The organism is Kitasatospora sp. NPDC040550, assembly GCF_055594965.1.
The window spans coordinates 179370-199008 of record NZ_JBVIWC010000008.1 but is presented as its reverse complement, the minus strand read 5'-3'; the positions used below and the strand labels follow the sequence as shown (position 1 = coordinate 199008).

Here is a 19639-nt window from a genome sequence, read left to right as displayed (position 1 = left end):
CTGTACTTCGAAGGTTCGAACGGATCGACGGGATCCCTCGCACTCCGGTGCCGGCACGCTCGGGTACCCCGGGTGCCTCGTGTGCCCCCCGTGCCCGGTCCGCCGACGGTGCCCCGAGCGGTCCCGAGCGGTCCCGAGCGGCCCCGAGCGGCCCCGCGCATGCCCCCGCGTCCGGCCCGCCGACGGTGCGGCGGGCCGGACGGCCGGCCTCAGTCCAGGACCGGCAGCAGCTCCGGCAGGTGCCCGTCCGAGGCGAGCGCCGCCGCCCGCCGCTCGGCGGGCACCTCGCCGTAGAGGGTGGTGCGCTGGCGGTGCGGGCGGCCGGCGGCCTCGGCGATTGCCTGGAGGTCGCGCACCGACTTGTAGCTGCCGTACGCCGAGCCGGCCATCCGCGAGATGGTCTCCTCCATCAGCGTGCCGCCGAGGTCGTTGGCGCCGGAGCGGAGCATCTCGGCCGCGCCCTCGGCGCCCAGCTTGACCCAGCTGGTCTGGATGTTGGGGATGTGCGGGTGCAGCAGCAGCCGGGCCATCGCGACCACGGCGCGGTTGTCCCGGGCGGTGGGGCCGGGGCGGGCGATGCCGGCCAGGTAGACCGGGGCGTTGGTGTGGATGAACGGGAGGGTGACGAACTCGGTGAAGCCGCCGGTGCGTTGCTGGATCCCGGCGAGCAGCCGCAGGTGCCCGAGCCAGTGCGCGGGGGTGTCCACGTGTCCGTACATCATGGTGGACGAGGAGCGGATGCCCAGCTCGTGCGCCGTGGTGACCACCTCGACCCAGGTCGCGGCGGGCAGCTTGCCCTTGGTGAGCACCCAGCGGACCTCGTCGTCGAGGATCTCGGCGGCGGTGCCGGGGATGGTGTCCAGGCCGGACTCCTTGGCCCGCTGCAGCCAGTCGCGGATCGACAGGCCCGTCCTGGTGGCCCCGTTGACCACCTCCATCGGGGAGAAGGCGTGCACGTGGATGCCGGGGACCTTCTCCTTCACCGCCCGGGCGATGTCGAAGTAGGCGGTGCCGGGCAGGTCCGGGTGGATGCCGCCCTGCATGCACACCTCGGTGGCGCCCACCTCCCAGGCCTGGGCGGCCCGTTCGGCGACCTGCTCCAGGGAGAGGGTGTAGGCGTCGGCGTCGGTGCGGCGCTGGGCGAAGGCGCAGAAGCGGCAGCCGGTGTAGCAGACGTTGGTGAAGTTGATGTTCCGGGTGACGCAGTAGGTGACCTCCTCGCCGACCGCCGCCCGGCGGACGTCGTCGGCGATCCGGCACAGGGCGTCCAGGGCCGGGCCGTCGGCGTGGAAGAGCGCCAGCGCGTGGTCGTCGGTGAGCTTCGTCGGGTCGTCGGCGGCCACCGCGAGCGCCTCGCGCAGGTCCCCGGCGAGGCGCTCGGGCGCGCCCTTGGCCAGCACCTGTTCGCGCAGCACCTCCCAGTCGCCGTACACGTCCTCGAAGTCGGCCCGGCGGTCGCCGGTGCGGCCCTCGGTGTCGACGGCGGTGTGCAGGTCGGTCCGGCCGTACGACTCCGGCAGGTCCTCGGGCTCCTGCCAGGGGCGGCCCACGACGGCCGCGTCCGGGTTCGCCAGGCCGGTGGCCGGGTCGGCCAGGGCGCGGACGTGCGGCAGCACCCGCGGGTCCAGCCAGGGTTCGCCGCGCAGCACGTACTCGGGGTAGACGGCGAGGCGCTCGCGCAGGTCGAAGCCGGCCGCGGCGGAGCGCTCGGCGAGGCGGTCGATCTGCGGCCAGGGGCGCTCGGGGTTGACGTGGTCCGGGGTGAGCGGGGAGACGCCGCCCCAGTCGTCGATGCCGGCGGCGATCAGCCGCTCGTACTCGCCGTCGACCAGGTTCGGCGGTGCCTGGAGGCAGGCGGTCGGGCCGAGCAGGTGCCGGGCGACGGCCACCGTGGCGACCAGCTCGTCCAGTTCGGCGTCGGGCATGCCGCGCATCGCGGTGTCCGGCTTGGCCCGGAAGTTCTGCAGGATCAGTTCCTGGACGCCGTGGTAGGCCCGGGAGACCTTGCGCAGCGCGAACAGCGACTCGGCGCGCTCCTGGTGGGTCTCGCCGATGCCGATCAGCAGGCCGCTGGTGAAGGGGACGGAGCTGCGGCCCGCGTCCTCCAGCACCCGCAGCCGGACGGCGGGTTCCTTGTCCGGGGAGCCGAAGTGCGGGCCGCCGGGCTCGCTCCACAGCCGGGTGGCGGTGGTCTCCAGCATCATGCCCATCGAGGCGGAGACGGGCTTGAGGCGTTGGAAGTCCGTCCAGCTCAGCACCCCGGGGTTGAGGTGCGGCAGCAGGCCGGTCTCCTCCAGGATGCGGATGGACATGGCCCGGACGTAGGCGATGGTGTCGTCGTAGCCGTGCGCGTCCAGCCACTCGCGGGCCTCGGGCCAGCGGTCCTCGGGCTTGTCGCCGAGGGTGATCAGGGCTTCCTTGCAGCCGAGTTCGGCTCCGCGCCGGGCCACCTCCAGCACCTCGTCCGGGGACATGAACATCCCGTGCCCGGCCCGGCGCAGCTTGCCGGGGACGGTGACGAAGGTGCAGTAGTGGCACTTGTCGCGGCAGAGCCGGGTGAGCGGGATGAACACGCTCTTGGAGTAGGTGATGACACCGGGGCGGCCGGCCGCCTCCAGGCCGGCGTCGCGCACCCGGGCGGCGCTCGCGCACAGGTCGCGCAGGTCCTCGCCTCTGGCCTGGAGCAGGACGGCGGCCTCGGTGGGGTCGAGGGCCACGCCGTCCCGGGCGCGGCGCAGGGCGCGCCGCATGGCGTTCGCGGTCGGAGGGTTGCTTGCGTCCGTTGCGGTTCCGTCCATGGCGCGACCCTACGCCAGGGTGGTACGACGGGATGACCCAACCCTGAGGCCGTCTCAGGGTCGGCGTACCCGTCAGGTTCACCTCGAAGTGCCCCCGCAGGGCGATGACGTGGCGGCGGTACCGGCCTCTAATGGAGGAGCAGGGCCAATCGCACGGGTTCGTAGAGGAGTTGAGGACGCCATGACCAATGGGACGGCGGGGGAAGACCGTTCGGACGGCGGGGTGCCGTACCGCTCACGGCGGCGCACCACGGTGCGGGTCGGGGTGCCGCTGGCGGTGGTCGCGGTGATCGCCGCCGGGGTCGGGCTGGTGCCGGCGCTGGCCGCCGACGCGCCACCGGACCTGCCGCAGCTGTCCGCCGAGCAGGTGGTGGCCAAGGTGCTCGGCTCGGACGCCCAGACCCTGTCCGGGACGGTCTCCGTCTCCACCGACCTCGGGGTGCCCGCCCAGCTGCTGGGCGCGGCCGCGGGCGGCCTCGGCGCGGCGGCCGGGCACGGCAGCGGGAACGACGGGGGCGGTGCGGGCGCGGACCCGCAGGCCAAGCTGCTCGGCCTGCTCGGCGGCGACCAGACGCTGCGGGTCGCGGCGGACGGCCCGGACCGTCAGCGGGTCGACCTGATGGAGAACATGGCGGGCTACACCCTGGTCCGCAACGGCGACCAGAGCTGGGCCTGGGACAGCTCGACCAACACCGCCCTGCACCTGACCGGGCGTCCGGCCGATCACGCCGACCACGCCGGGAAGCCGAAGGCCCCGCTGACCGGGGTGCCGACCACCCCGCAGGAGGCGGCGAAGCAGTTCCTGACCGGGAGCGCCGGCACCACCTCCGTCACCGTCGACGGGACGGCCACCGTGGCCGGGCAGAAGGCCTACCGGCTGAGCGTCAAGCCGACCCGGTCCGGCTCGACGATCTCCGAGGTGCGGATCTCGGTGGCGGCCGACAACGGGGTGCCGCTCGCCGTGGTGGTGAAGTCCACGGACGGCTCCACCGTGCTGGACGTGCACTTCACCGAGGTGTCCTTCGCCGAGCCGGCCGCCAAGACCTTCGACTTCACCGTGCCCAAGGGCGCCAAGGTGACGGAGCGGAAGGCGGACCCGGCGGCGAAGAGCGCGCACGGCTCCCGTGACCAGGGCTCCGCAGGTGTCCAGGGCGCCGCGGGCTCCCAGGGCTCTGCGGGCGAGCAGGCCGAGCAGGCCAAGGGCCACGACGGTGTGAACGTGATCGGCGAGGGCTGGACGGCCGTGGTCTCCACCCGGCTGCCCGCCGCCGTCGGGGCGCCCGCCGCGGCGCCGAACGCCGACGGGCGGCAGGGCAAGCACCAGAGCCGGTCGATGAACCCGCAGGCGCTGGTGAAGTCGCTCGGCAAGCCGGTCGGCGGCGGCACCCTGATCAGCACCAAGGTCGTCAACGTCCTGCTCACCGACGACGGCCGGGTCTTCGCCGGTGCGGTGACCCTGTCGGTCCTCCAGCACGCCGCCGGGGTGAACTGACGGATGACCGAGGCTCCCGTAACGGGGGACGTTACGGAGTCGGCCGGGGGTCCGGGCGCCGCGTCGCGCCCGGCCCCCGTGCCTTCCGCTCCTTCCGCTCCTCCGGCCCCCCGTACCGATGACGTGATCAGGACCCGCGGCCTGACCAAGCGCTTCCGCGGCGGCCAACTCGCCGTCGACGGCCTGGACCTGACCGTGCCGCGCGGCTCCGTGTTCGGCTTCCTCGGCCCCAACGGCTCCGGCAAGACCACCACCATCCGGATGCTGATGGGCCTGATCGCCCCCACCTCCGGCGCGGCCACCGTGCTCGGCGAGTCGATGCCGCAGTCCGTCGCCACCGTGCTGCCCCGGGTGGGCGCGCTGATCGAGGGCCCGGCGCTGTACGGCTTCCTCTCCGGCCGGGACAACCTGGTCCGCTTCGACGCCGCCGACCCGACCGCCGACCCGCGCACCCGTCGGCAGCGGGTGGAGCGCGCGCTGGAGCGGGTCGGCCTGGGCGCCGCCGCCGGGAAGAAGGCCCGCGCCTACTCGCTCGGCATGAAGCAGCGGCTGGGCCTGGCCTCGGCGCTGCTGCAGCCGCGCGAGCTGCTGGTGCTGGACGAGCCGACCAACGGGCTGGACCCGCAGGGCATGCGGGAGATCCGGGCGCTGGTGCGGGAGGTCGCGGCGGAGGGCACCACGGTGTTCCTCTCCTCGCACCTGCTGGACGAGATCGAGCAGGTCTGCACCCACGCGGCCGTGATGTCCCGGGGCCGGCTGGTCGTCCAGGGCACCGTGGCCGAGCTGGCCGCCCGGGCCCAGGGCCGGCTGGTGGTCCGCACCCCCGACGTGGCGCAGGCCGCCGAGGTGCTGGCCGCCCACCAGGTGGGCGCGCTGGTGCCCGGCGAGGGCCGGGTCGACGGCGAGCTGGGCGCGAGCGGCGACGAGGCGCTGCCCAAGCTGTGCGCGGCGCTGGTCGAGGCCGGGGTCCGGGTGCACGGGTTCGGGCTGGAGCGGGGCACGTTGGAGGACGCCTTCGTGGCGCTGACCGGGGAGGGCTTCGATGTCGCGGGCTGAGGCTTCGGCGGCCGGGACGACGGCGGACGCAGCGGCCCCGGCCGGGGCTTCGACGGCGACGGCCGGGACGGCGCCGGTGACCGGGACGGCGCCGGTGACCGGGACGGCGCCGGTGGCCGGGCGGCGGCCGCAGACCGCGTCCGGCTTCCTGGCGCTGTTCCGCAACGAGCTGCACCTGACCTTCCGCCGGATGCGCACCAAGGTGCTGCTGGGCATCCTGGCGGCGCTGCCGGTCCTGATCGGGATGATCGTCAAGCTCAACACCGACAGTCCGCGCGGCGGTGGCGGGGGTGCGCCGAGCTTCATCGCGCAGACCACCCAGAACGGCCTGTTCCTGGTGTTCACCGCGCTGGCGGTGGCCCTGCCGGTCTTCCTGCCGATGACGGTCGGCGTGGTCGCCGGGGACTCGGTGGCGGGCGAGGCGGCCACCGGGACGCTGCGCTACCTGCTGGTCGCGCCGGCCGGGCGGACCAGGCTGCTGGCCGCCAAGTTCACCGCCGGGCTGGTGTTCTGCCTGGCCGCCACCGCGGCGGTCGCGGTGACGGCGCTGGCCACCGGCGCCACCCTGTTCCCGCTCGGCGAGGTCACCCTGATCTCCGGGGACACCATCGGCTTCGGCGACGCCCTGCTGCGGGCGGTGCTGGTGGCCGGGGTGGTGGCCGCCTCGCTGGCCGGGCTGGTGGCGATCGGGCTGTTCGTCTCCACCCTCACCGGCAGCGGCATCGCGGCGATGGCCGCGACCGTCGGGCTGGTGATCACGGTGCAGATCCTGGACGCCTTCCCGCAGCTGGACGCGGTCCGGCCGTTCCTGTTCACCCACTACTGGATGAGCTTCTCGGACCTGCTGCGCGAGCCGATGTACTGGGACGGCGTGTGGAAGGACCTCGGCCTCCAGGCCGCCTACGTCGCCGTGTTCGGCTCGGCGGCCTGGGCCCGGTTCACCAGCCGCGACATCAGCGCCTGACGGGTTCCTTGGCCGCCCCCGCCGGGGCGGGTCGCGGCACGGCCGCGGTCCGCCCGGCGCGGTCGGCCCGCACCTGGCGCAGCGCGTCCCAGGTGAGCAGCGCGAGCGCGGCCCACACCAGGGCGAAGCCGGCCCAGCGCGCGGGCGGCATCGACTCGTGGAACACCGCGACGCCGATCAGGAACTGGAACACCGGCGCCAGGTACTGCAGCAGGCCGAGCACGGTCAGCGGCACCCGGACGGCGGCCGCGCCGAAGAACAGCAGCGGGACGGCGGTGATCACCCCGCTGACCACCAGCAGCGCGGAGTGCCCCCAGCCGTACGAGCCGGCCACCGTGTGCCCGAAGGTGCCGCGCCCGCTGACCTCCAGGTAGACGAGGTAGCCGAGGGCGAAGGGGAACATGAAGGCGCTCTCCGCGGCCAGGCTCTCCAGCCCGCTCAGCCCGACCTGCTTCTTCAACAGGCCGTAGGTGGCGAAGGAGAGCGCCAGGGTGAGCGCGACCCAGGGCAGCTGCCCGTAGGCGGCGGTGAGCACCGCGACGGCGGCGGCGCCGATGCCGACGGCCGTCCACTGCACGGTGCGCAGCCGTTCCTTGAGCACCAGGACGCCGAAGCCGATGGTGACCAGGGGGTTGATGAAGTAGCCGAGGCTGGTCTCCACCACGTGGCCGTTGTTGACGGCCCAGATGTAGACGCCCCAGTTGACGGAGATCACGGTGGCCGCGGCGGCCAGCATGGCGAGTCGGCGGGGCTGGCGCAGCAGCGGGCGTATCCAGCTCCAGTGCCGCTGGGCGACCAGCATCAGCACCACCGCGACCAGCGACCAGACCATCCGGTTGGCGAGGATGTCGTCGGCGGCGCCGGGCTCCAGCAGCGGCCAGAACAGGGGGAAGATCCCCCAGATCCCGTAGGCCGCCATGCCGTACCAGAGGCCTCGGCCGCTGTCCTGCTGGGTCGTCTGTGGCATGGCCGAGTGCCCTCCCGCGCGCGTGAACATCGATGCGACGGTAGCGGGCGGGAGGGCGGGCTGTCATCTCCGTTTCCGGATTTTGGTCATGACATTGCTTGAATGCTGGACGGCTCGGGCGTCCCCGCTGGTCAGGCGCCGGTCGGCCGGGCGGCCAGCGCCTCGCGGACGGACCGCGCCAGCGGGGCGGTCGGGCGGCCGATCAGCCGGGCCAGGTCGCCCGGGGTGCCGGCCAGCTCGCCGCGCGCGATGCCCGCGTCCACGTCGACCAGCGCCTCCGCGAAGCCCTGCGGCAGGCCCGCGCCGACCAGGACCTCCAGGTGCTCGGCCGGGGTGACGTCGCGGTGCGCGACCGGCCGGCCGGAGGCCTGCGCCAGCTCGGCGGCCAGCTCGGGCAGGCTCCAGGCGGTGTCGCCGCTCAGCTCGTACACCCGGCCCTGCTCGCCCGCGCCGTCGCCGCTCGCGTCGCCGCTCGCGTCGTCGCCCTTGTCCTCGCCCAGCAGCACCGCGACCGCCGCGTCGGCGTAGTCCCGGCGCGGGGCGGTGGCCACCCGGCCGTCCCCGGCGCTGCCGAGCACCACGCCGCGCTCGACCGTGCCGGCCGCGTCGCCCAGGTAGTTCTCGGTGTACCAGCCGTTGCGCAGGAAGGCGTACGGCAGGCCGGAGGCGAGGATCAGCTCCTCGGTGGCCCGGTGTTCGTCGGCCAGCCGGAAGGTGGCCGCGGCCGGGATGCTGGTGTAGGCGAGCAGGGCGACCCCGGCCGCCCGGGCGGCCTCGACCACGGCCCGGTGCTGCGGGATCCGGCGGCCGACCTCGCTGCCCGAGATCAGCAGCACCCGGTCCCCGGCGGCGAAGGCGCCGGCCAGGCTCTCCGGCCGGTCGTAGTCGACCACCCGGACGTCGACCCCGCGCGCGGCCAGGTCGGCCGCCTTCCCGGCGGAGCGGACGGCGACCGCCACCTCGCTCGCGGGGACCTGCGCCAGCAGGCCCTCGACGACGAGGCGGCCGAGCTGGCCGGTGGCTCCGGTGACGACGTACATGGGGTGCTCCTCTGGATGGGTCCTGGCCTCGACACTCACCCTAGGGCTGGCACTAACCTTTCGAAAGTACGCACTTCGAAGTAGGGTACTGACATGAAGGTAAGCACCGTACGGACGGTGGGCGGGGCGCCGGTCGACGCCGTACCGCCCGCGGCGAACGTCTTCGACCGGATGTGCCCGTCCCGGGGCGTGCTGGAGCACGTCACCAGCCGCTGGGGCGTGCTCGTCCTCGGCGCGCTGCGCGAACGCGGCTACCGGTTCAGCGAACTGCGGCGGCAGGTCTCGGGGGTCAGCGAGAAGATGCTCGCCCAGACCCTCCAGACGCTGGAGCGGGACGGCTTCGTGCTGCGCGAGGCGTACCCGGTGATCCCGCCCAGGGTCGACTACAGCCTCACCCCGCTCGGGCGGGAGGCGGCGGAGCTGGTCGCGGCGCTCGCCCACTGGTCGGAGCGGCGGGTGGCCGCCGTGGTCGCGGCGCGCGAGGAGTACGACGGGCGGGCTACCGCTCCCTGATCAGGGCCTCCAGCCCGTCCAGCACCCGGGCCAGGCCGAAGGCGTACGCGTGGTCCGGGTCGTACGCGCCGCCGTGCGCCTCGCCCGCCGCGGCGCCGACCCTGGCGGCCACCGGGTGGCGCTCGGGGTCGAAGACCCGGGCCAGCAGCTCGGCGTTGGCCTGCCACCACTGGGCGTCGGTCATCGCGCTGTCCTGCTGGGCGGCCCGCTCGTCGGCGGCCATCCGGGCGCAGGTCTGGACGAAGCCGAGCAGGTGGGTCAGCGCGGCGTCCAGCTCGACGTCGGGCAGGCCGGTGCCCTCCAGGGCGCGCAGCTCGTACTCGTACTTGGCCATCAGGCCGGGGCCGAGCGGCGGACGGCTGGTGGAGACGGCGGCGACCCACGGGTGGGCGCGGAACAGCGCCCGGTTGTCGTCCGCGACGGCGGTGGCCCTGGCCCGCCAGCCCGCCTCCGCCGGGGCGCTGCGGGGCATGGTGGCGTAGACGGTGTCGAGCATCAGGTCGAGCAGCTCGGCCTTGCCCGGCACGTAGGTGTACAGGGCCATCGGGGACAGCCCCAGCTCCTGGGCCACCCGGCGCATGGTGACGGCCTCCACGCCCTCGGCGTCGGCCAGGGCGACGGCCACGGCGGCGATCTCGCCGGTCGACCGGGCCTGCCGGGGGCCGCGGCGGCCCGGCTTCTCCTCGGCGGTGAGCCCCCAGAGCAGGGCGAGGGTGCGCGCCGGGTCTCCGGCGCTGCTGCGGTCGGCGTTGGCGCGGTCGGCGCTCCTGCGCTCGGCGCCGTTGCGGTCGGCGCTGCTGCGGTCGGCGCCGTTGCGGTCGGCGCTGCTGCGGTCGGTGGCCATGCGGAGGATCCTCCCACGGGAGGCGGCGGCTACCGTCTCCCCATGACCAGCCCTCAGCCGCTTCCCGGCACGGACACCACCCAGGTCCTCCGCCCCCGGGTCACCTGCCGGCGCTGCCACCGGCCCCTGCACGACCCGGAGTCGCGGATGCTCCGGCTCGGGCCGGAGTGCCGGGACCCGGCGGAGCGGGTCGCCCGGTTCGACGTGGACCAGGAGACCCTGCCGGGCGTGTAGGGCGCCGGCCAGGACCCGTGGCGGGCCGGGACAGTCCGGGGGCCGGCCCGGGGAGGACGGGCGCTAGGAGCGGCCGAAGAGCCGGCGGAGCAGACCGGGGCGGGACCGCCCCGGCTCCGCCGGCCGTTGCCCCTGCCACTGCCGCTGCGGGGGTTCGGGCACCGCCGGGCCGGGCGCGTCGGCGTCCCCGGGTCGCTCAGCACCCTCAGCGCTCTCAGGTCCCTCAGCACCCTCAGGGCCCTCGGCGCCCTCGGCCTCCTCGGCCTCGCCGTCCCGGCCGTCCCGGGCGTCGGCCTCGGCCAGCAGCTGCCGGGCGAGCTCGCGGTCGGACCGCTCCACCCACGGCGCGGCCAGCACCAGGGCGCAGTACGAGCGCAGGATCGTCACCACCCGGCTGCGGCTCGCCCGGGCGCTGTAGTGCAGCCGCTGCCGCAGCAGCGCGGCGACGTCGGCGCGGGCGGCGGGGTGGGTCCAGCCGATCGCGACCAACGCGAAGCCGGCCGCCTCGACCACCCAGTCCTCCGGGCCGAGCAGCAGGTCGCGCAGCACCCGGCGGCGTTCGGAGCCCTCCCAGGGCTGGTCGGTGCGGTGGTGGGCGATGCCGAGGCAGGCGAAGGCCTGGACGGCGCGCACCCACAGCTCGGGCTGGTGGGCGAGCAGCGCGCGGCCGAGGTCGTCCTCGCGCGGCAGCGGCGGGTGGACCAGCACGCCGAGCAGCTCGTCCAGCGGGAGCCCGGCCAGCCGGACGGCGTGGTCGTAGGCGGCGGGGACGGTCGGCCAGACGATCTCGGCGGTGGCGCGCACGAGCTCGGCGCTGGCCGGGGCGGGCGCGGCGACGGCCGGACGCGGGTCGGTGCCGTCCCAGGCCCAGATCCGGGTGGTGGGCTCGGTCAGCGGCAGCCTGGGGTCGGGCTCGCCGACGGACCGGTAGGACACCGTGGAGCGCGGCAGCGCGAGGTGCACGGCCAGCACCGAGCTGGGCGGCTCGACGGCGGAGGCGGTGCAGTCGACCTCGGTGTCGCGGCCGGTGCCGGACGAACCGAGCACCTGGTGCAGCACGTTGACGGTCGCCTCGGTGGTGCCGGAGACCATCCCGAGCCAGGACTCCCGGTGGCTGAGCCGCTCCAGCAGGTCCTGGGCGTACGCGTGGTCGGGGTGGTCCCGGTGGTGGTCGGCGAGGGCGAGCAGGTGGACCGCCTCGCCGTCGACGGCGTGCCGCAGGCCGTACAGGGCGGGGCCGGCCTTGGGGTGCCCGGGTTCGGCGGCGAGGACCCGCTCCAGCCAGGGCAGGCCCTCGGCGGGCCGGCCGAGGGCGCCGTACAGTTCGGCGACGTCCACCGCGAGGTAGCCGCTGGAGTTGCCCCCGGCCGGTGCGACCCGGGACAGTTCGGCCTCCCAGACGGCGAGCGCCGCCTCGGGGCGGCCGTCGGCGCGCAGGGCGTTGCCGAGCATCACGGCGGGCAGGTAGTCGGGGGCCAGCCGGTGGGCCCGCTCGGCGAGTTCGACGGCGCGGGTGGTGGCGCCGAAGCGGCGGGTCAGGCCGGAGGCCATCGCCAGCAGCAGCGGGTGGTCGGGGTGGCGGGCCACCACGGCCCGCAGGAAGCGCTCGAAGGGTCTGACGGCGTCGGCGAGTTCGGCGGGCAGCGGGTCCGGGAGCGCGCCGGCGGCGCGGGCCACCGCCTGGGCGACGGCGTCCGGGTCGACCAGGGTGGGCAGGTCCTCGCGGGCGAGCCAGGCGGTGTGCGCCCAGGGGCGGGCCGGCTCGTACTGGATCGCCGAGGCGAGCAGGCCGACGGCGGTGTCCCAGTCCCCGGCGGCGGCCTCCACGTGGGCGCGGCAGACGACCGTGCCCAGATAGACCTCGCCGTCCAGCGGGAACAGCTCGCGGGCCGCGGCCGGGCCGCCGGTGGCGGCGCACAACTCGGCCAGGGCCTCGTGCAGTTCGGGCAGCTGGGGGTCGGTGAGGATGGCATCGGCGAGGTGGTCGGCGGCGTGGCCGAGGTCCCCGGAGTCGATCGCGAGCCGGGCGACGGCCACCTCGCCCTCGGCCGCCAGCCGTTCGTCGCCGTCGTCGTCGGTGTGCGCCATGCCCTGTCCCCCGGTCGCGGTCGCGCGGTGTTCGCTGGTTCCTCGGTCTTCGTGCGCGGACGAGGCTATCCGGTGCGTATGACTGGCGGATGATCACCCTGCGGTGGGCGTGACGGACAACTGCCCCACCGGACAAGACCCTTACGAGTGGTTTGGGGCGGGGAAGGGTTCAGGTCGAGGGCGGCGGCCACCACGATGACTCCGGTGCTTCGAGAGCGAAGCACCCTTCGCCTCCGCATCCCCACCCTTGACGAGGAACGATGAAGCCCTCCCGCACCCTCTCCGCACTCGCCGCGGCCGCCGTCCTGAGCACCCTCGCCCTGACCGGGCCGGTCGCCACCCCGGCCGCCGCGGCGTCCTTCGTGGTCAGCGAGGCCCAGTTCAACAAGATGTTCCCGAACCGGAACTCCTTCTACACGTACAAGGGCCTCACCGACGCCCTGGGCGCCTACCCGAAGTTCACCACCAGCGGCGACGACGCCACCCGCAGGCGCGAGGCCGCCGCCTTCCTGGCCAACGTCAGCCACGAGACCGGCGGGCTCAAGTACGTCGTCGAGCAGAACAAGGCCAACTACGGCCACTACTGCGACACCGGCCGGTCCTACGGCTGTCCGGCCGGGACGTCCGCCTACTACGGGCGCGGGCCGCTGCAGCTCAGCTGGAACTTCAACTACAAGGCCGCGGGCGACGCCCTGGGCATCGACCTGCTGCGCAACCCGAACCTGGTGCAGACCGACCCGGCCGTCTCCTGGAAGACGGCCCTCTGGTTCTGGGACACCCAGAAGGGCGCCGGCACCATGACCCCGCACGACGCCATCGTCAACAACCGGGGCTTCGGCGAGACCATCCGCAGCATCAACGGCGACCTGGAGTGCAACGGCAAGAACCCGGACGAGCGCAACGACCGGATCAACCTGTTCAAGCAGTTCGTCGGCGTGCTCGGCACCAACGTCGGCGGCGGCAACATCTCCTGCTGACCCGCCGGGCCGCCGGGTGCCCGCGGAGCGGGACGTCGGCCGGTCCGGTTTCCCGCTCCGCGGGCAAATGCGTTCGCGCCCGCCGCGCCGCGGCTGCCACCATGCGGGCGTGACGACGCTCTTCCTGATGGTCGGGCTGCCCGGCGCCGGAAAGACGACCCTGGCGCGCCGGCTCGCCGCGGAGCACCGGGCGGTCCGGCTGAGCCCGGACGAGTGGATGCTCCCGCTGTTCGGCCCGGCCGGGGCCGAGGCCGGGGGCAAGCGGGACGTGCTGGAGGGCCGCCTGCTCTCGCTCGGACTGGAGGCCCTGCGCGCGGGCACCGACGTCGTCGTCGACTTCGGCTGCTGGGGGCGCGACGAACGCTCCGCGATCCGCTGGCTGGCGGCCGCGGCCGGGGCGTCCTGCCGGCTCCACTACCTCCCGGTGGACCAGCACACCCAGCGCGCCCGGATCGCCCACCGCTGGGCCACCACCCCGGACGAGACCTTCCCGATGACCGAGGCCGACCTCCTCGACGGCCGCGCCCACTTCGAGGAACCCGACCCCGCCGAACTGGCCGGTCACCACCTCGACCCGCCTCCGGCCCCCTGGGCCGACTGGCACGTCTGGGCCGCCGCCCGCTGGCCGTCCTTCGCCTGACGGGCCCGTCCGTGGAGCGGGACGTCGGACCGGCCGACTTCCCGCTCCGGACGTCAGCCGATCGAGTGAACGGTGTCAGTGGCGTCTGCTGGACTGCCCGCAGGACCGAGACGAGGGGGTGGCAGCCGGGATGGGTGTGCTGACCGACTATTTCCGCGCGCCTGACGCGGAGGCCGTGGTGCGGGCGTTGGCAGCGGCCGACGGCTCGTCGGCCGTCGTCGGCGCGGACTTCGACGTGGTCGAGGCCAAGCGGATCGGCCCGGGCGTCGTGCTGAGGAGCGGGGCCGGTCGGATCCGGCGGATCTCGCCCCACTGGCCGGGGAGTTGATCGCCCTCGCCCGCCGGGCGCGGGCGGCGGGCGCGGGCGGCGGGCGAACGGCTGTACTGCTGGATCTGCCTGTAGCGGTCCGGTCCTGCCCTCAACGGGTGATCGGGGCGGCTCCGGTCGCGGCGAGGGAGACCTCCCAGAGGCGGGCCGCCGAACCGGGGTCGAGGGCGTACGCGCGGACGCCGCCGTCGTCCATCGGCTGCCCGGGGGCGGCGACCCGGGCGACCTCACAGTCCTCCAGGTAGAGCCCGCCGCGGCCGTCGAGGAGCGGGGAGGTCGCCGCCCACAGGCCGGTGGCGGCGCCCTGGGAGGGGCTCTTGAAGTCCGCCCCGACGACCGCGCCCCGCTCGTCCACCCAGCCGCGGTCGACCTGCTCCCGGAGCGTCAGCTCCCGCTGGAGGCCGGTGATGACCTTGCCGGGGTGGAGCGCGAAGGCCCGGACGCCGTCGGCCCGCCCGAGCACGTCGAGGTGCGCGGCGAACAGTACGTTGGCGGTCTTGGACTGCCCGTACGCGAGCCACTTGTCGTACCCGTCGTGGAAGTGCGGGTCGTGCCACCGGATGTCGGTGAGGGCGTGCCCGGCCGAGCTGTTGACGACCACCCGGGCCCCGCGCGCCGCGAGCAACGGGTGGAGCGCGCGGGCGAGCGCGAAGTGCCCGAGGTGGTTGGCGGCGAACTGCCCCTCCCAGCCCGGCCCGACGCGCCGCTCCGGGGTGGCCATCACCCCGGCGACGGCGAACAGCAGGTCGACGTGGCGGGTGGCCCCGGCGATCAGCTCGGCGGCGGTGCGCACGCTGTCGAGGTCGGTGAGGTCCGCCGGCACGACCTCGCAGCCGTCGAGGTGGCGCAGCGCGTCGCGGGCGGGTTCCGGTCGGCGGGCCGGGACGATCACCCGGGCGCCGGCCGCGCTCAGGGCCCGTACGGTCTCCAGGCCGAGACCGGAGGCGCCGCCGGTCACGACGGCGGTCCGGCCGGTGAGGTCGAGGCCGGCCATGACGGCCTCGGCGGTGCTGGTGGCGGAGAAGGGCGAGCCGAGCGGCCGCTGGTCATCGGTGGTCATGGCGAGGACGGTAGGAGCTGGAGTGCGGTCCAGCTCAAGTCCGTCGCCTCCGAACTAGGCTGGGCGCCATGGTGGGTGACGAGCACGGGCACGAGCACGGGCACGGGGGCGAGGGCCGGGCGGCGGAGCTGGGCATCGGCGAGGTGGCGGAGCGGACCGGGCTCAGCGTGGACGCCCTGCGCTTCTACGAGCGCGAGCGCCTGCTGGTCGAACCGGTCCGGCGCGGCGCGGGCGGCCGTCGGCGCTACGGCGCGTTCGACGTGGAGTGGCTGCGGATCTGCGTCAGGTTGCGCGAGTCCGGCATGCCGCTGGCCGAGCTGCGGCACTTCGCCGAGCTGGTGCGACGGGGCCCGGGCAACGAGGCCGAGCGGCTGCGCCTGCTCGACGCCCACCAGCGGCGGGTCGACGAGCGGATCCGGGCGCTGGAGGAGTGCCGCTCGGTGATCGCCTGGAAGACCGCCGTCTACGCCGAGCACCTCGCGCGCGGCGAGGCCACCGGCCTCTGGGACCCGACCGTCCGCCCGGGCCGACCACCCGCTCCGGCAGCACCGGAGGCGCCGGAAGGGCCGGAGGTGCCAGAAGTGCCGGAGGCGCCGGAAGAATCGGCGGAGCCGGAACGCTGGACGGCGGGGGATCCCACATCGGCCTTCGCACCCGAACGGTAGGACGGACAGGACTGTGGCAACGACGAACGCTCCGATCGAGTGGGCCGGCGACCGGGTGTCGTTCCGGCCCGCCACCCCGGACCGCACCGGCACGGTGCTGGAGGTGCTGGACGAGGCGGCCGGCTGGCTGGGCGGGCGCGGCATCCGCCAGTGGCCGGACCGCTTCCCGCCCGCGTGGGTGGCCGGGGCGATCGACCGCGGCGAGACCTGGCTGGTGGACGTCGGCGACAAGACCGCCGGAACGGTCACCCTGGACTGGGCCGACGACCTGTGGGCGGACGTCGGCGGCACGGCCGGCTACGTGCACCGGCTCGCCGTCCGCCGGTCGGCCCGCGGCCTGGGCGGGGTGATCCTCGCCTGGGCCGGGGACCGCGCCCGCGAGCGCGGCGCGGCCGCCCTCCGCCTGGACTGCGTCGCCCACAACCGCTCGCTGCGCGACTACTACGAGCGCCGCGGCTTCACCCACCGCGGCGACGCCCGCTGGCTCGGCCTGCCGGGGCAGCCGGAGGAGGACGTCCCGGTGCTCTGGATGAGCCGCTACGAGCGCGCGGTCACCGACCCCCGGACCTGAATATTTCAGGGCAAGAAATATTCAGGTCCTCGACCGCGTTGGGACCACCGCAGGCGCGGACGGACCGCGCGGGAGCAGAAGGAGTGCGGCGCCGTGCGCGTGGAGATCTGGAGCGACATCAACTGTCCGTGGTGCTACATCGGCAAGGCCCGGTTCGAACGGGCCCTGGCGGCGTTCCCGCACCGCGACGAGGTGGAGGTCGTCCACCGCTCCTTCGAGCTGGACCCGCACGCGCCGACGGCGGCCCGGCCGGTGGTCCCGCTGCTCGCCGCCAAGTACGGGATGAGCCTGGAGCAGGCCGAGGCCGCGGAGGCCCGGATCGCCGAGAACGCGCGCGGCGAGGGCCTGCCGTACCTGGACGAGGGCCGGGACGCCGCGAACTCCTTCGACATGCACCGGCTGCTGCACTTCGCCGCCGAGCACGGCCGACAGGCCGAGCTGCTGGACGCCCTGTACCGGGCCAACTTCGCCGAGGAGCGCTCCGCCTTCGACCCCGGGCGGCTGGTCGAGCTGGCCGTCGGGGCCGGGCTGGACGGCGGGGCGGCCGCCGCCGTGCTGGCCGACCCGGAGGCGTACGCCGAGGCGGTGCGCGAGGACGAGGCGACGGCGAGCGCCATGGGGGCGACGGGCGTGCCGTTCTTCGTCCTCGACCGGCGGCTCGGGGTGTCCGGCGCCCAGCCCGCCGAGACCTTCACCATGGCGCTGGAGCAGGCCTGGGCGAGCCGGGTGCCGACCCCGCTGGTCCAGGTCGGCGCGTCCGGCGACGCCGAGGCCTGCGGGCCGGACGGCTGCGAGCTGCCGCAACGCTGACCGCAGACCGCAGACCGCAGAGCGCGGACGGCAGAGGGCCGGACGGCAGACGGCAGACCGCAGACCGTCAGCCGGTCTTCCCGATGGTCTGGGTGAGCCAGGTGAAGACCGACGGCACCAGCGGCTGCCAGGTGGAGGTCAGGTGCGGGCCGTTGACCTCCACCGGGTTGACGGTGGTCGGCGCCTTGGCGTTCTTCTGGAGCGCCTGGGCGTCCTCCAGGCCGTCGCCCTTCTTGCCCGTCATGTACAGAGCGACGTTGGGCGGCGTCTGCGTGTGCTGGAGCAGGTAGAGCGGGTTGGAGACCTCGCGCAGGTGCGCGTCCTTGGCGGTCAGCGAGTCGGACTCCCCCATCGGGTCGTTGTAGCCGGACATGCTGACGCCCGCGTGGAACCGGTTCGGGTGGCCCAGCGCGAGCCGGACGGCGCAGTGCGCGCCCGCCGAGTAGCCGGCCACCCCCCAGTGCTCCGGGCCCGGCTCGGCGCGGAAGTTGTCCAGCACCATCTGCGGCACGTCGCGGGCCAGCCAGGTCTCGGCGTTGACCTTGCCCGGCACGTCCGCGCAGCCGGTGTCGACGTGGCTGCCGAGCAGTACGACACGCGGCGAGACCAGGATGAACGGCGCGATCTGCCCGGACTTCATCAGCGGCCCCAGCTGCTTGGAGACGTTCATGCTGCCGAACCAGGCGCTGGACGAGCCGGGGAAGCCCGCGAGCAGTTCGACCACCGGGAACTTCTTGTCCTTGTAGGCCGGGTCGTCGTACTGCGGCGGCGTCCAGACCAGCACCTCGCCGTCCACCCCGGACACCCGGCCCTTGAGCTGGGTCGTCTTCACGTCCTTCGGCACGGCGTTGTCGTCCACCGGCCCGAACTGCTGCACCACCTTGGGCTGGTCGGGCGCGTTCGCCGCCGCCGTGGCGTCCGCCGGGGGCGGCACGGGCACGGCGCGCACGTGGTTGCCGGTGCCGAGCAGGTCGTCCCAGCTGCCGTACAGCTGGTTGTCGTTGTTCACCAGCACGAACACCAGCGTCACCGCCGTGACCTGGGCGAAAGCCACCATGAGCAGCCGCGACCCGAACCGCAGGGCCCGCGGGCCGCCCACCCGGTTCCACAGGTACATCAGCAGGCCCACGGAGAGCGGGACGAGGAGCAGCGCGAGAACGAAGAACGGGGTGCCGGTGAGGTTCACACCTGCTGAAACGGGTGGACACAGGTGTTCGGTTGCACCTGGGGCGGCAGGGAATCGCGCACCGCCGAGGCGCCCGCCCCGGTCACATCAGTCGCATCAGTCGCGTCAGTCGTAGAAGAACTGGCGGAGGTCCTCGGCGGAGCCCGGGCCGAAGAGGAAAGCCTCGACCCTCACCACCTCGGCGACGGGCGGCGGGCCGTCCGCGCGGAGGCCGTCGAGCCAGAGTTCGCCCTGCTCTCCGGCCGCGTGGAGGGCGGAGAGCAGGGTCGCCATCCCGGCCGGCCGGGCCGGGGCCGTGCCGCTCACCGGCATCAGCTCCCAGCCGCCGGCCCGGGCGGCGAGCCGCAGCGCGGCGGCCCAGCGGGCGATCCGGGCCAGCCGGGCCGGCCAGGGGAGTTCACCGGGCCGGGGCGGGCAGCCGACGGTCGCGGCGGCGAGGTCGTCGACGATCTCCCGTTCGAGGGCGGAGCGGACCCAGCGCCCCTCCTGGGAATCCTCGATGGCGGCGTCCCACCACTCCCAGGCGGCGGCCATGCGGCGCGTGAACTCATCCCCCATGGGCCGAGGGTTTCACACGGGCGCGCGGGGGTGCGGACTGGTGCCCGTCCCCCGCCCGGCGGGCGTTCATCGCTTGTCTACCGCCCTGCGCGATGATCATTGCCATACGGCGCCCCCTGGGGGAACAAGGGGCGCGGACGAACGAGAAGAGGCACCCGGGGACATGCGGAAGACGACGAAGACGACGAAGACGACGAAGACGAAGACGGGCCCGCGGCGCATGGCCCTGGCCGCGACCGCCGGTGTGCTGGCGCTGGCGGGGACGATGGTGTCGGCGGGCACCGCGCAGGCGGCCGACACCGCGAGCCTGAACGAGCCCGGGGTCCTCTACCCGGGCGACCGCCTCACCGCCGGTGACACCAGCCTGATCATGCAGGGCGACGGCAACCTGGTGCTCTACCGGGGCGTCCCGGTCAACCCCCACCCGGTCTGGGTCGCCCCCGGGACGCTCGGCTGCGGCGTCAAGGCGATCATGCAGGGCGACGGCAACTTCGTCGTCTACAGCGCCGACAGCAAGCCCTGCTGGTCCAGCAACACCTTCAAGACCAACCCGGCCGGCTTGGCCACCCTGGTGGTCGCCGAGAAGGGCGGCCTCGCGATCTGCTACGCCACCCCGCCGGCCCACAGCCTGGAGTGGAAGAACCTCCGCAGCTCCGACCTGTACTGAGACCGCTGACGCGGGCGCCCCGATCGCCCGCCCCGATCGCCCGCCTCGAACGCCCGGACCGTCGCCGGCCCGCCGGACATCCGCTGCCGACCGACGCCCGAACCCTGGCGCACGACGCCCGCCCGCCGAACCCGGCGGGCGGGCGTTCATCGCTTGTCTACCGGCCCGCGCGATGATCATC

19 protein-coding genes and 1 pseudogene are annotated in these 19639 nt (G+C 74.6%); 12 read left to right on the top strand and 8 right to left on the bottom strand.

Features of this window, described 5'->3' with window-relative positions:
- Positions 1–209: 209 nt before the first annotated feature.
- A complete protein-coding gene (locus ACZ58X_RS14810; RefSeq protein WP_470334038.1) occupies positions 210–2798 on the bottom strand; it encodes a bifunctional FO biosynthesis protein CofGH in 2589 nt (862 codons plus the stop codon).
- Between the two features lie 181 nt (positions 2799–2979).
- Between ACZ58X_RS14810 and ACZ58X_RS14805 the strand changes: the two genes are divergently transcribed.
- Genes ACZ58X_RS14805 through ACZ58X_RS14795 form a run of 3 tightly spaced genes read left to right on the top strand, consistent with a single transcriptional unit; the run spans position 2980 to position 6310 of the window.
- Entirely contained in the window at positions 2980–4290 is a 1311-nt protein-coding gene (locus ACZ58X_RS14805) for a LolA family protein (protein WP_470334037.1), read from the top strand.
- 3 nt (positions 4291–4293) lie between these two features.
- The gene (locus ACZ58X_RS14800; protein WP_470334036.1) at positions 4294–5346 is read left to right on the top strand and encodes an ABC transporter ATP-binding protein; all 1053 of its coding nucleotides are present in this window, start codon (positions 4294–4296) and stop codon (positions 5344–5346) included.
- Entirely contained in the window at positions 5333–6310 is a 978-nt protein-coding gene (locus ACZ58X_RS14795) for an ABC transporter permease (protein WP_470334035.1), read from the top strand. The genes ACZ58X_RS14800 and ACZ58X_RS14795 overlap by 14 nt, the downstream gene beginning before the upstream one ends.
- Here ACZ58X_RS14795 and rarD read toward each other — a convergent pair.
- Both rarD and ACZ58X_RS14785 read right to left on the bottom strand, forming a co-directional pair.
- Complete coding sequence (rarD, locus tag ACZ58X_RS14790; protein ID WP_470334034.1) at positions 6300–7277, bottom strand: EamA family transporter RarD; 978 nt, start codon at positions 7275–7277, stop codon at positions 6300–6302. The genes ACZ58X_RS14795 and rarD overlap by 11 nt on opposite strands.
- 131 nt (positions 7278–7408) lie before the next feature.
- A complete protein-coding gene (locus ACZ58X_RS14785) occupies positions 7409–8317 on the bottom strand; it encodes an SDR family oxidoreductase (RefSeq protein WP_470334033.1) in 909 nt (302 codons plus the stop codon).
- Between the two features lie 93 nt (positions 8318–8410).
- Between ACZ58X_RS14785 and ACZ58X_RS14780 the strand changes: the two genes are divergently transcribed.
- Entirely contained in the window at positions 8411–8830 is a 420-nt protein-coding gene (locus tag ACZ58X_RS14780; RefSeq protein WP_470334032.1) for a winged helix-turn-helix transcriptional regulator, read from the top strand.
- Here ACZ58X_RS14780 and ACZ58X_RS14775 read toward each other — a convergent pair.
- Complete coding sequence (locus ACZ58X_RS14775) at positions 8817–9674, bottom strand: TetR/AcrR family transcriptional regulator C-terminal domain-containing protein (protein ID WP_470334031.1); 858 nt, start codon at positions 9672–9674, stop codon at positions 8817–8819. The two genes, ACZ58X_RS14780 and ACZ58X_RS14775, sit on opposite strands and share 14 nt — an antisense overlap.
- 42 nt (positions 9675–9716) lie before the next feature.
- Between ACZ58X_RS14775 and ACZ58X_RS14770 the strand changes: the two genes are divergently transcribed.
- Complete coding sequence (locus ACZ58X_RS14770) at positions 9717–9908, top strand: DUF6011 domain-containing protein (RefSeq protein ID WP_465653428.1); 192 nt, start codon at positions 9717–9719, stop codon at positions 9906–9908.
- 63 nt (positions 9909–9971) lie between these two features.
- Here the strand turns inward: ACZ58X_RS14770 and ACZ58X_RS14765 are convergent, their stop codons facing one another.
- Positions 9972–11996: a tetratricopeptide repeat protein gene (locus tag ACZ58X_RS14765; protein ID WP_470334030.1), complete on the bottom strand. Its 2025-nt coding sequence runs from the start codon at positions 11994–11996 to the stop codon at positions 9972–9974.
- A 260-nt stretch (positions 11997–12256) separates the two neighbouring features.
- Between ACZ58X_RS14765 and ACZ58X_RS14760 the strand changes: the two genes are divergently transcribed.
- The 3 genes from ACZ58X_RS14760 (at position 12257) to ACZ58X_RS14750 (ending at position 13941) form a co-directional block, all read left to right on the top strand.
- On the top strand, positions 12257–12973 hold the full coding sequence (locus ACZ58X_RS14760; protein WP_470334029.1) for a chitinase: 717 nt from the start codon (positions 12257–12259) through the stop codon (positions 12971–12973).
- A gap of 109 nt (positions 12974–13082) precedes the next feature.
- Entirely contained in the window at positions 13083–13613 is a 531-nt protein-coding gene (locus ACZ58X_RS14755; protein WP_470334028.1) for a P-loop nucleotide/nucleoside kinase family protein, read from the top strand.
- A gap of 130 nt (positions 13614–13743) precedes the next feature.
- Positions 13744–13941, top strand: coding sequence for a hypothetical protein (locus ACZ58X_RS14750; RefSeq protein ID WP_470334027.1), 198 nt, complete (start codon positions 13744–13746; stop codon positions 13939–13941).
- A 91-nt stretch (positions 13942–14032) separates the two neighbouring features.
- Here the strand turns inward: ACZ58X_RS14750 and ACZ58X_RS14745 are convergent, their stop codons facing one another.
- Entirely contained in the window at positions 14033–15001 is a 969-nt protein-coding gene (locus tag ACZ58X_RS14745) for an oxidoreductase (protein ID WP_470334026.1), read from the bottom strand.
- 68 nt (positions 15002–15069) lie between these two features.
- On the opposite strand from ACZ58X_RS14745, the pseudogene ACZ58X_RS14740 reads away from it, so the two are divergent.
- From ACZ58X_RS14740 to ACZ58X_RS14730, 3 genes and pseudogenes are all read left to right on the top strand, one after another.
- Positions 15070–15516: pseudogene (locus ACZ58X_RS14740) on the top strand (MerR family transcriptional regulator); the annotation flags it as partial.
- Between the two features lie 163 nt (positions 15517–15679).
- On the top strand, positions 15680–16237 hold the full coding sequence (locus ACZ58X_RS14735) for a GNAT family N-acetyltransferase (RefSeq protein WP_470334025.1): 558 nt from the start codon (positions 15680–15682) through the stop codon (positions 16235–16237).
- Between the two features lie 93 nt (positions 16238–16330).
- Positions 16331–17047 (top strand): DsbA family oxidoreductase, encoded by a 717-nt coding sequence (locus ACZ58X_RS14730; protein ID WP_470334024.1) that lies wholly within the window; start codon positions 16331–16333, stop codon positions 17045–17047.
- Between the two features lie 67 nt (positions 17048–17114).
- Here ACZ58X_RS14730 and ACZ58X_RS14725 read toward each other — a convergent pair whose 3' ends face one another.
- Together ACZ58X_RS14725 and ACZ58X_RS14720 are read right to left on the bottom strand one after the other, a co-directional pair.
- Positions 17115–18233 (bottom strand): alpha/beta hydrolase, encoded by a 1119-nt coding sequence (locus tag ACZ58X_RS14725; protein WP_470334023.1) that lies wholly within the window; start codon positions 18231–18233, stop codon positions 17115–17117.
- A gap of 105 nt (positions 18234–18338) precedes the next feature.
- Positions 18339–18791 carry a hypothetical protein gene (locus ACZ58X_RS14720; protein ID WP_470334022.1) on the bottom strand — a complete coding sequence of 151 codons (453 nt, stop codon included), beginning with the start codon at positions 18789–18791 and terminating at the stop codon, positions 18339–18341.
- A gap of 163 nt (positions 18792–18954) precedes the next feature.
- Between ACZ58X_RS14720 and ACZ58X_RS14715 the strand changes: the two genes are divergently transcribed.
- Positions 18955–19458 (top strand): hypothetical protein, encoded by a 504-nt coding sequence (locus ACZ58X_RS14715; protein WP_470334021.1) that lies wholly within the window; start codon positions 18955–18957, stop codon positions 19456–19458.
- Positions 19459–19639 lie beyond the last annotated feature (181 nt).

Coding starts and splice junctions, on each gene's coding strand:
- ACZ58X_RS14795 (WP_470334035.1), top strand. CDS start 5,333: ATGTCGCGGGCTGAGGCTTCGGCGGCCGGGACGACGGCGGACGCAGCG.
- ACZ58X_RS14770 (WP_465653428.1), top strand. CDS start 9,717: ATGACCAGCCCTCAGCCGCTTCCCGGCACGGACACCACCCAGGTCCTC.
- ACZ58X_RS14750 (WP_470334027.1), top strand. CDS start 13,744: ATGGGTGTGCTGACCGACTATTTCCGCGCGCCTGACGCGGAGGCCGTG.
- ACZ58X_RS14720 (WP_470334022.1), bottom strand. CDS start 18,791: ATGGGGGATGAGTTCACGCGCCGCATGGCCGCCGCCTGGGAGTGGTGG.
- ACZ58X_RS14760 (WP_470334029.1), top strand. CDS start 12,257: ATGAAGCCCTCCCGCACCCTCTCCGCACTCGCCGCGGCCGCCGTCCTG.
- ACZ58X_RS14800 (WP_470334036.1), top strand. CDS start 4,294: ATGACCGAGGCTCCCGTAACGGGGGACGTTACGGAGTCGGCCGGGGGT.
- ACZ58X_RS14780 (WP_470334032.1), top strand. CDS start 8,411: ATGAAGGTAAGCACCGTACGGACGGTGGGCGGGGCGCCGGTCGACGCC.
- ACZ58X_RS14775 (WP_470334031.1), bottom strand. CDS start 9,674: ATGGCCACCGACCGCAGCAGCGCCGACCGCAACGGCGCCGACCGCAGC.
- ACZ58X_RS14785 (WP_470334033.1), bottom strand. CDS start 8,317: ATGTACGTCGTCACCGGAGCCACCGGCCAGCTCGGCCGCCTCGTCGTC.
- ACZ58X_RS14765 (WP_470334030.1), bottom strand. CDS start 11,996: ATGGCGCACACCGACGACGACGGCGACGAACGGCTGGCGGCCGAGGGC.
- ACZ58X_RS14715 (WP_470334021.1), top strand. CDS start 18,955: ATGCGGAAGACGACGAAGACGACGAAGACGACGAAGACGAAGACGGGC.
- ACZ58X_RS14745 (WP_470334026.1), bottom strand. CDS start 15,001: ATGACCACCGATGACCAGCGGCCGCTCGGCTCGCCCTTCTCCGCCACC.
- ACZ58X_RS14810 (WP_470334038.1), bottom strand. CDS start 2,798: ATGGACGGAACCGCAACGGACGCAAGCAACCCTCCGACCGCGAACGCC.
- rarD (WP_470334034.1), bottom strand. CDS start 7,277: ATGCCACAGACGACCCAGCAGGACAGCGGCCGAGGCCTCTGGTACGGC.
- ACZ58X_RS14805 (WP_470334037.1), top strand. CDS start 2,980: ATGACCAATGGGACGGCGGGGGAAGACCGTTCGGACGGCGGGGTGCCG.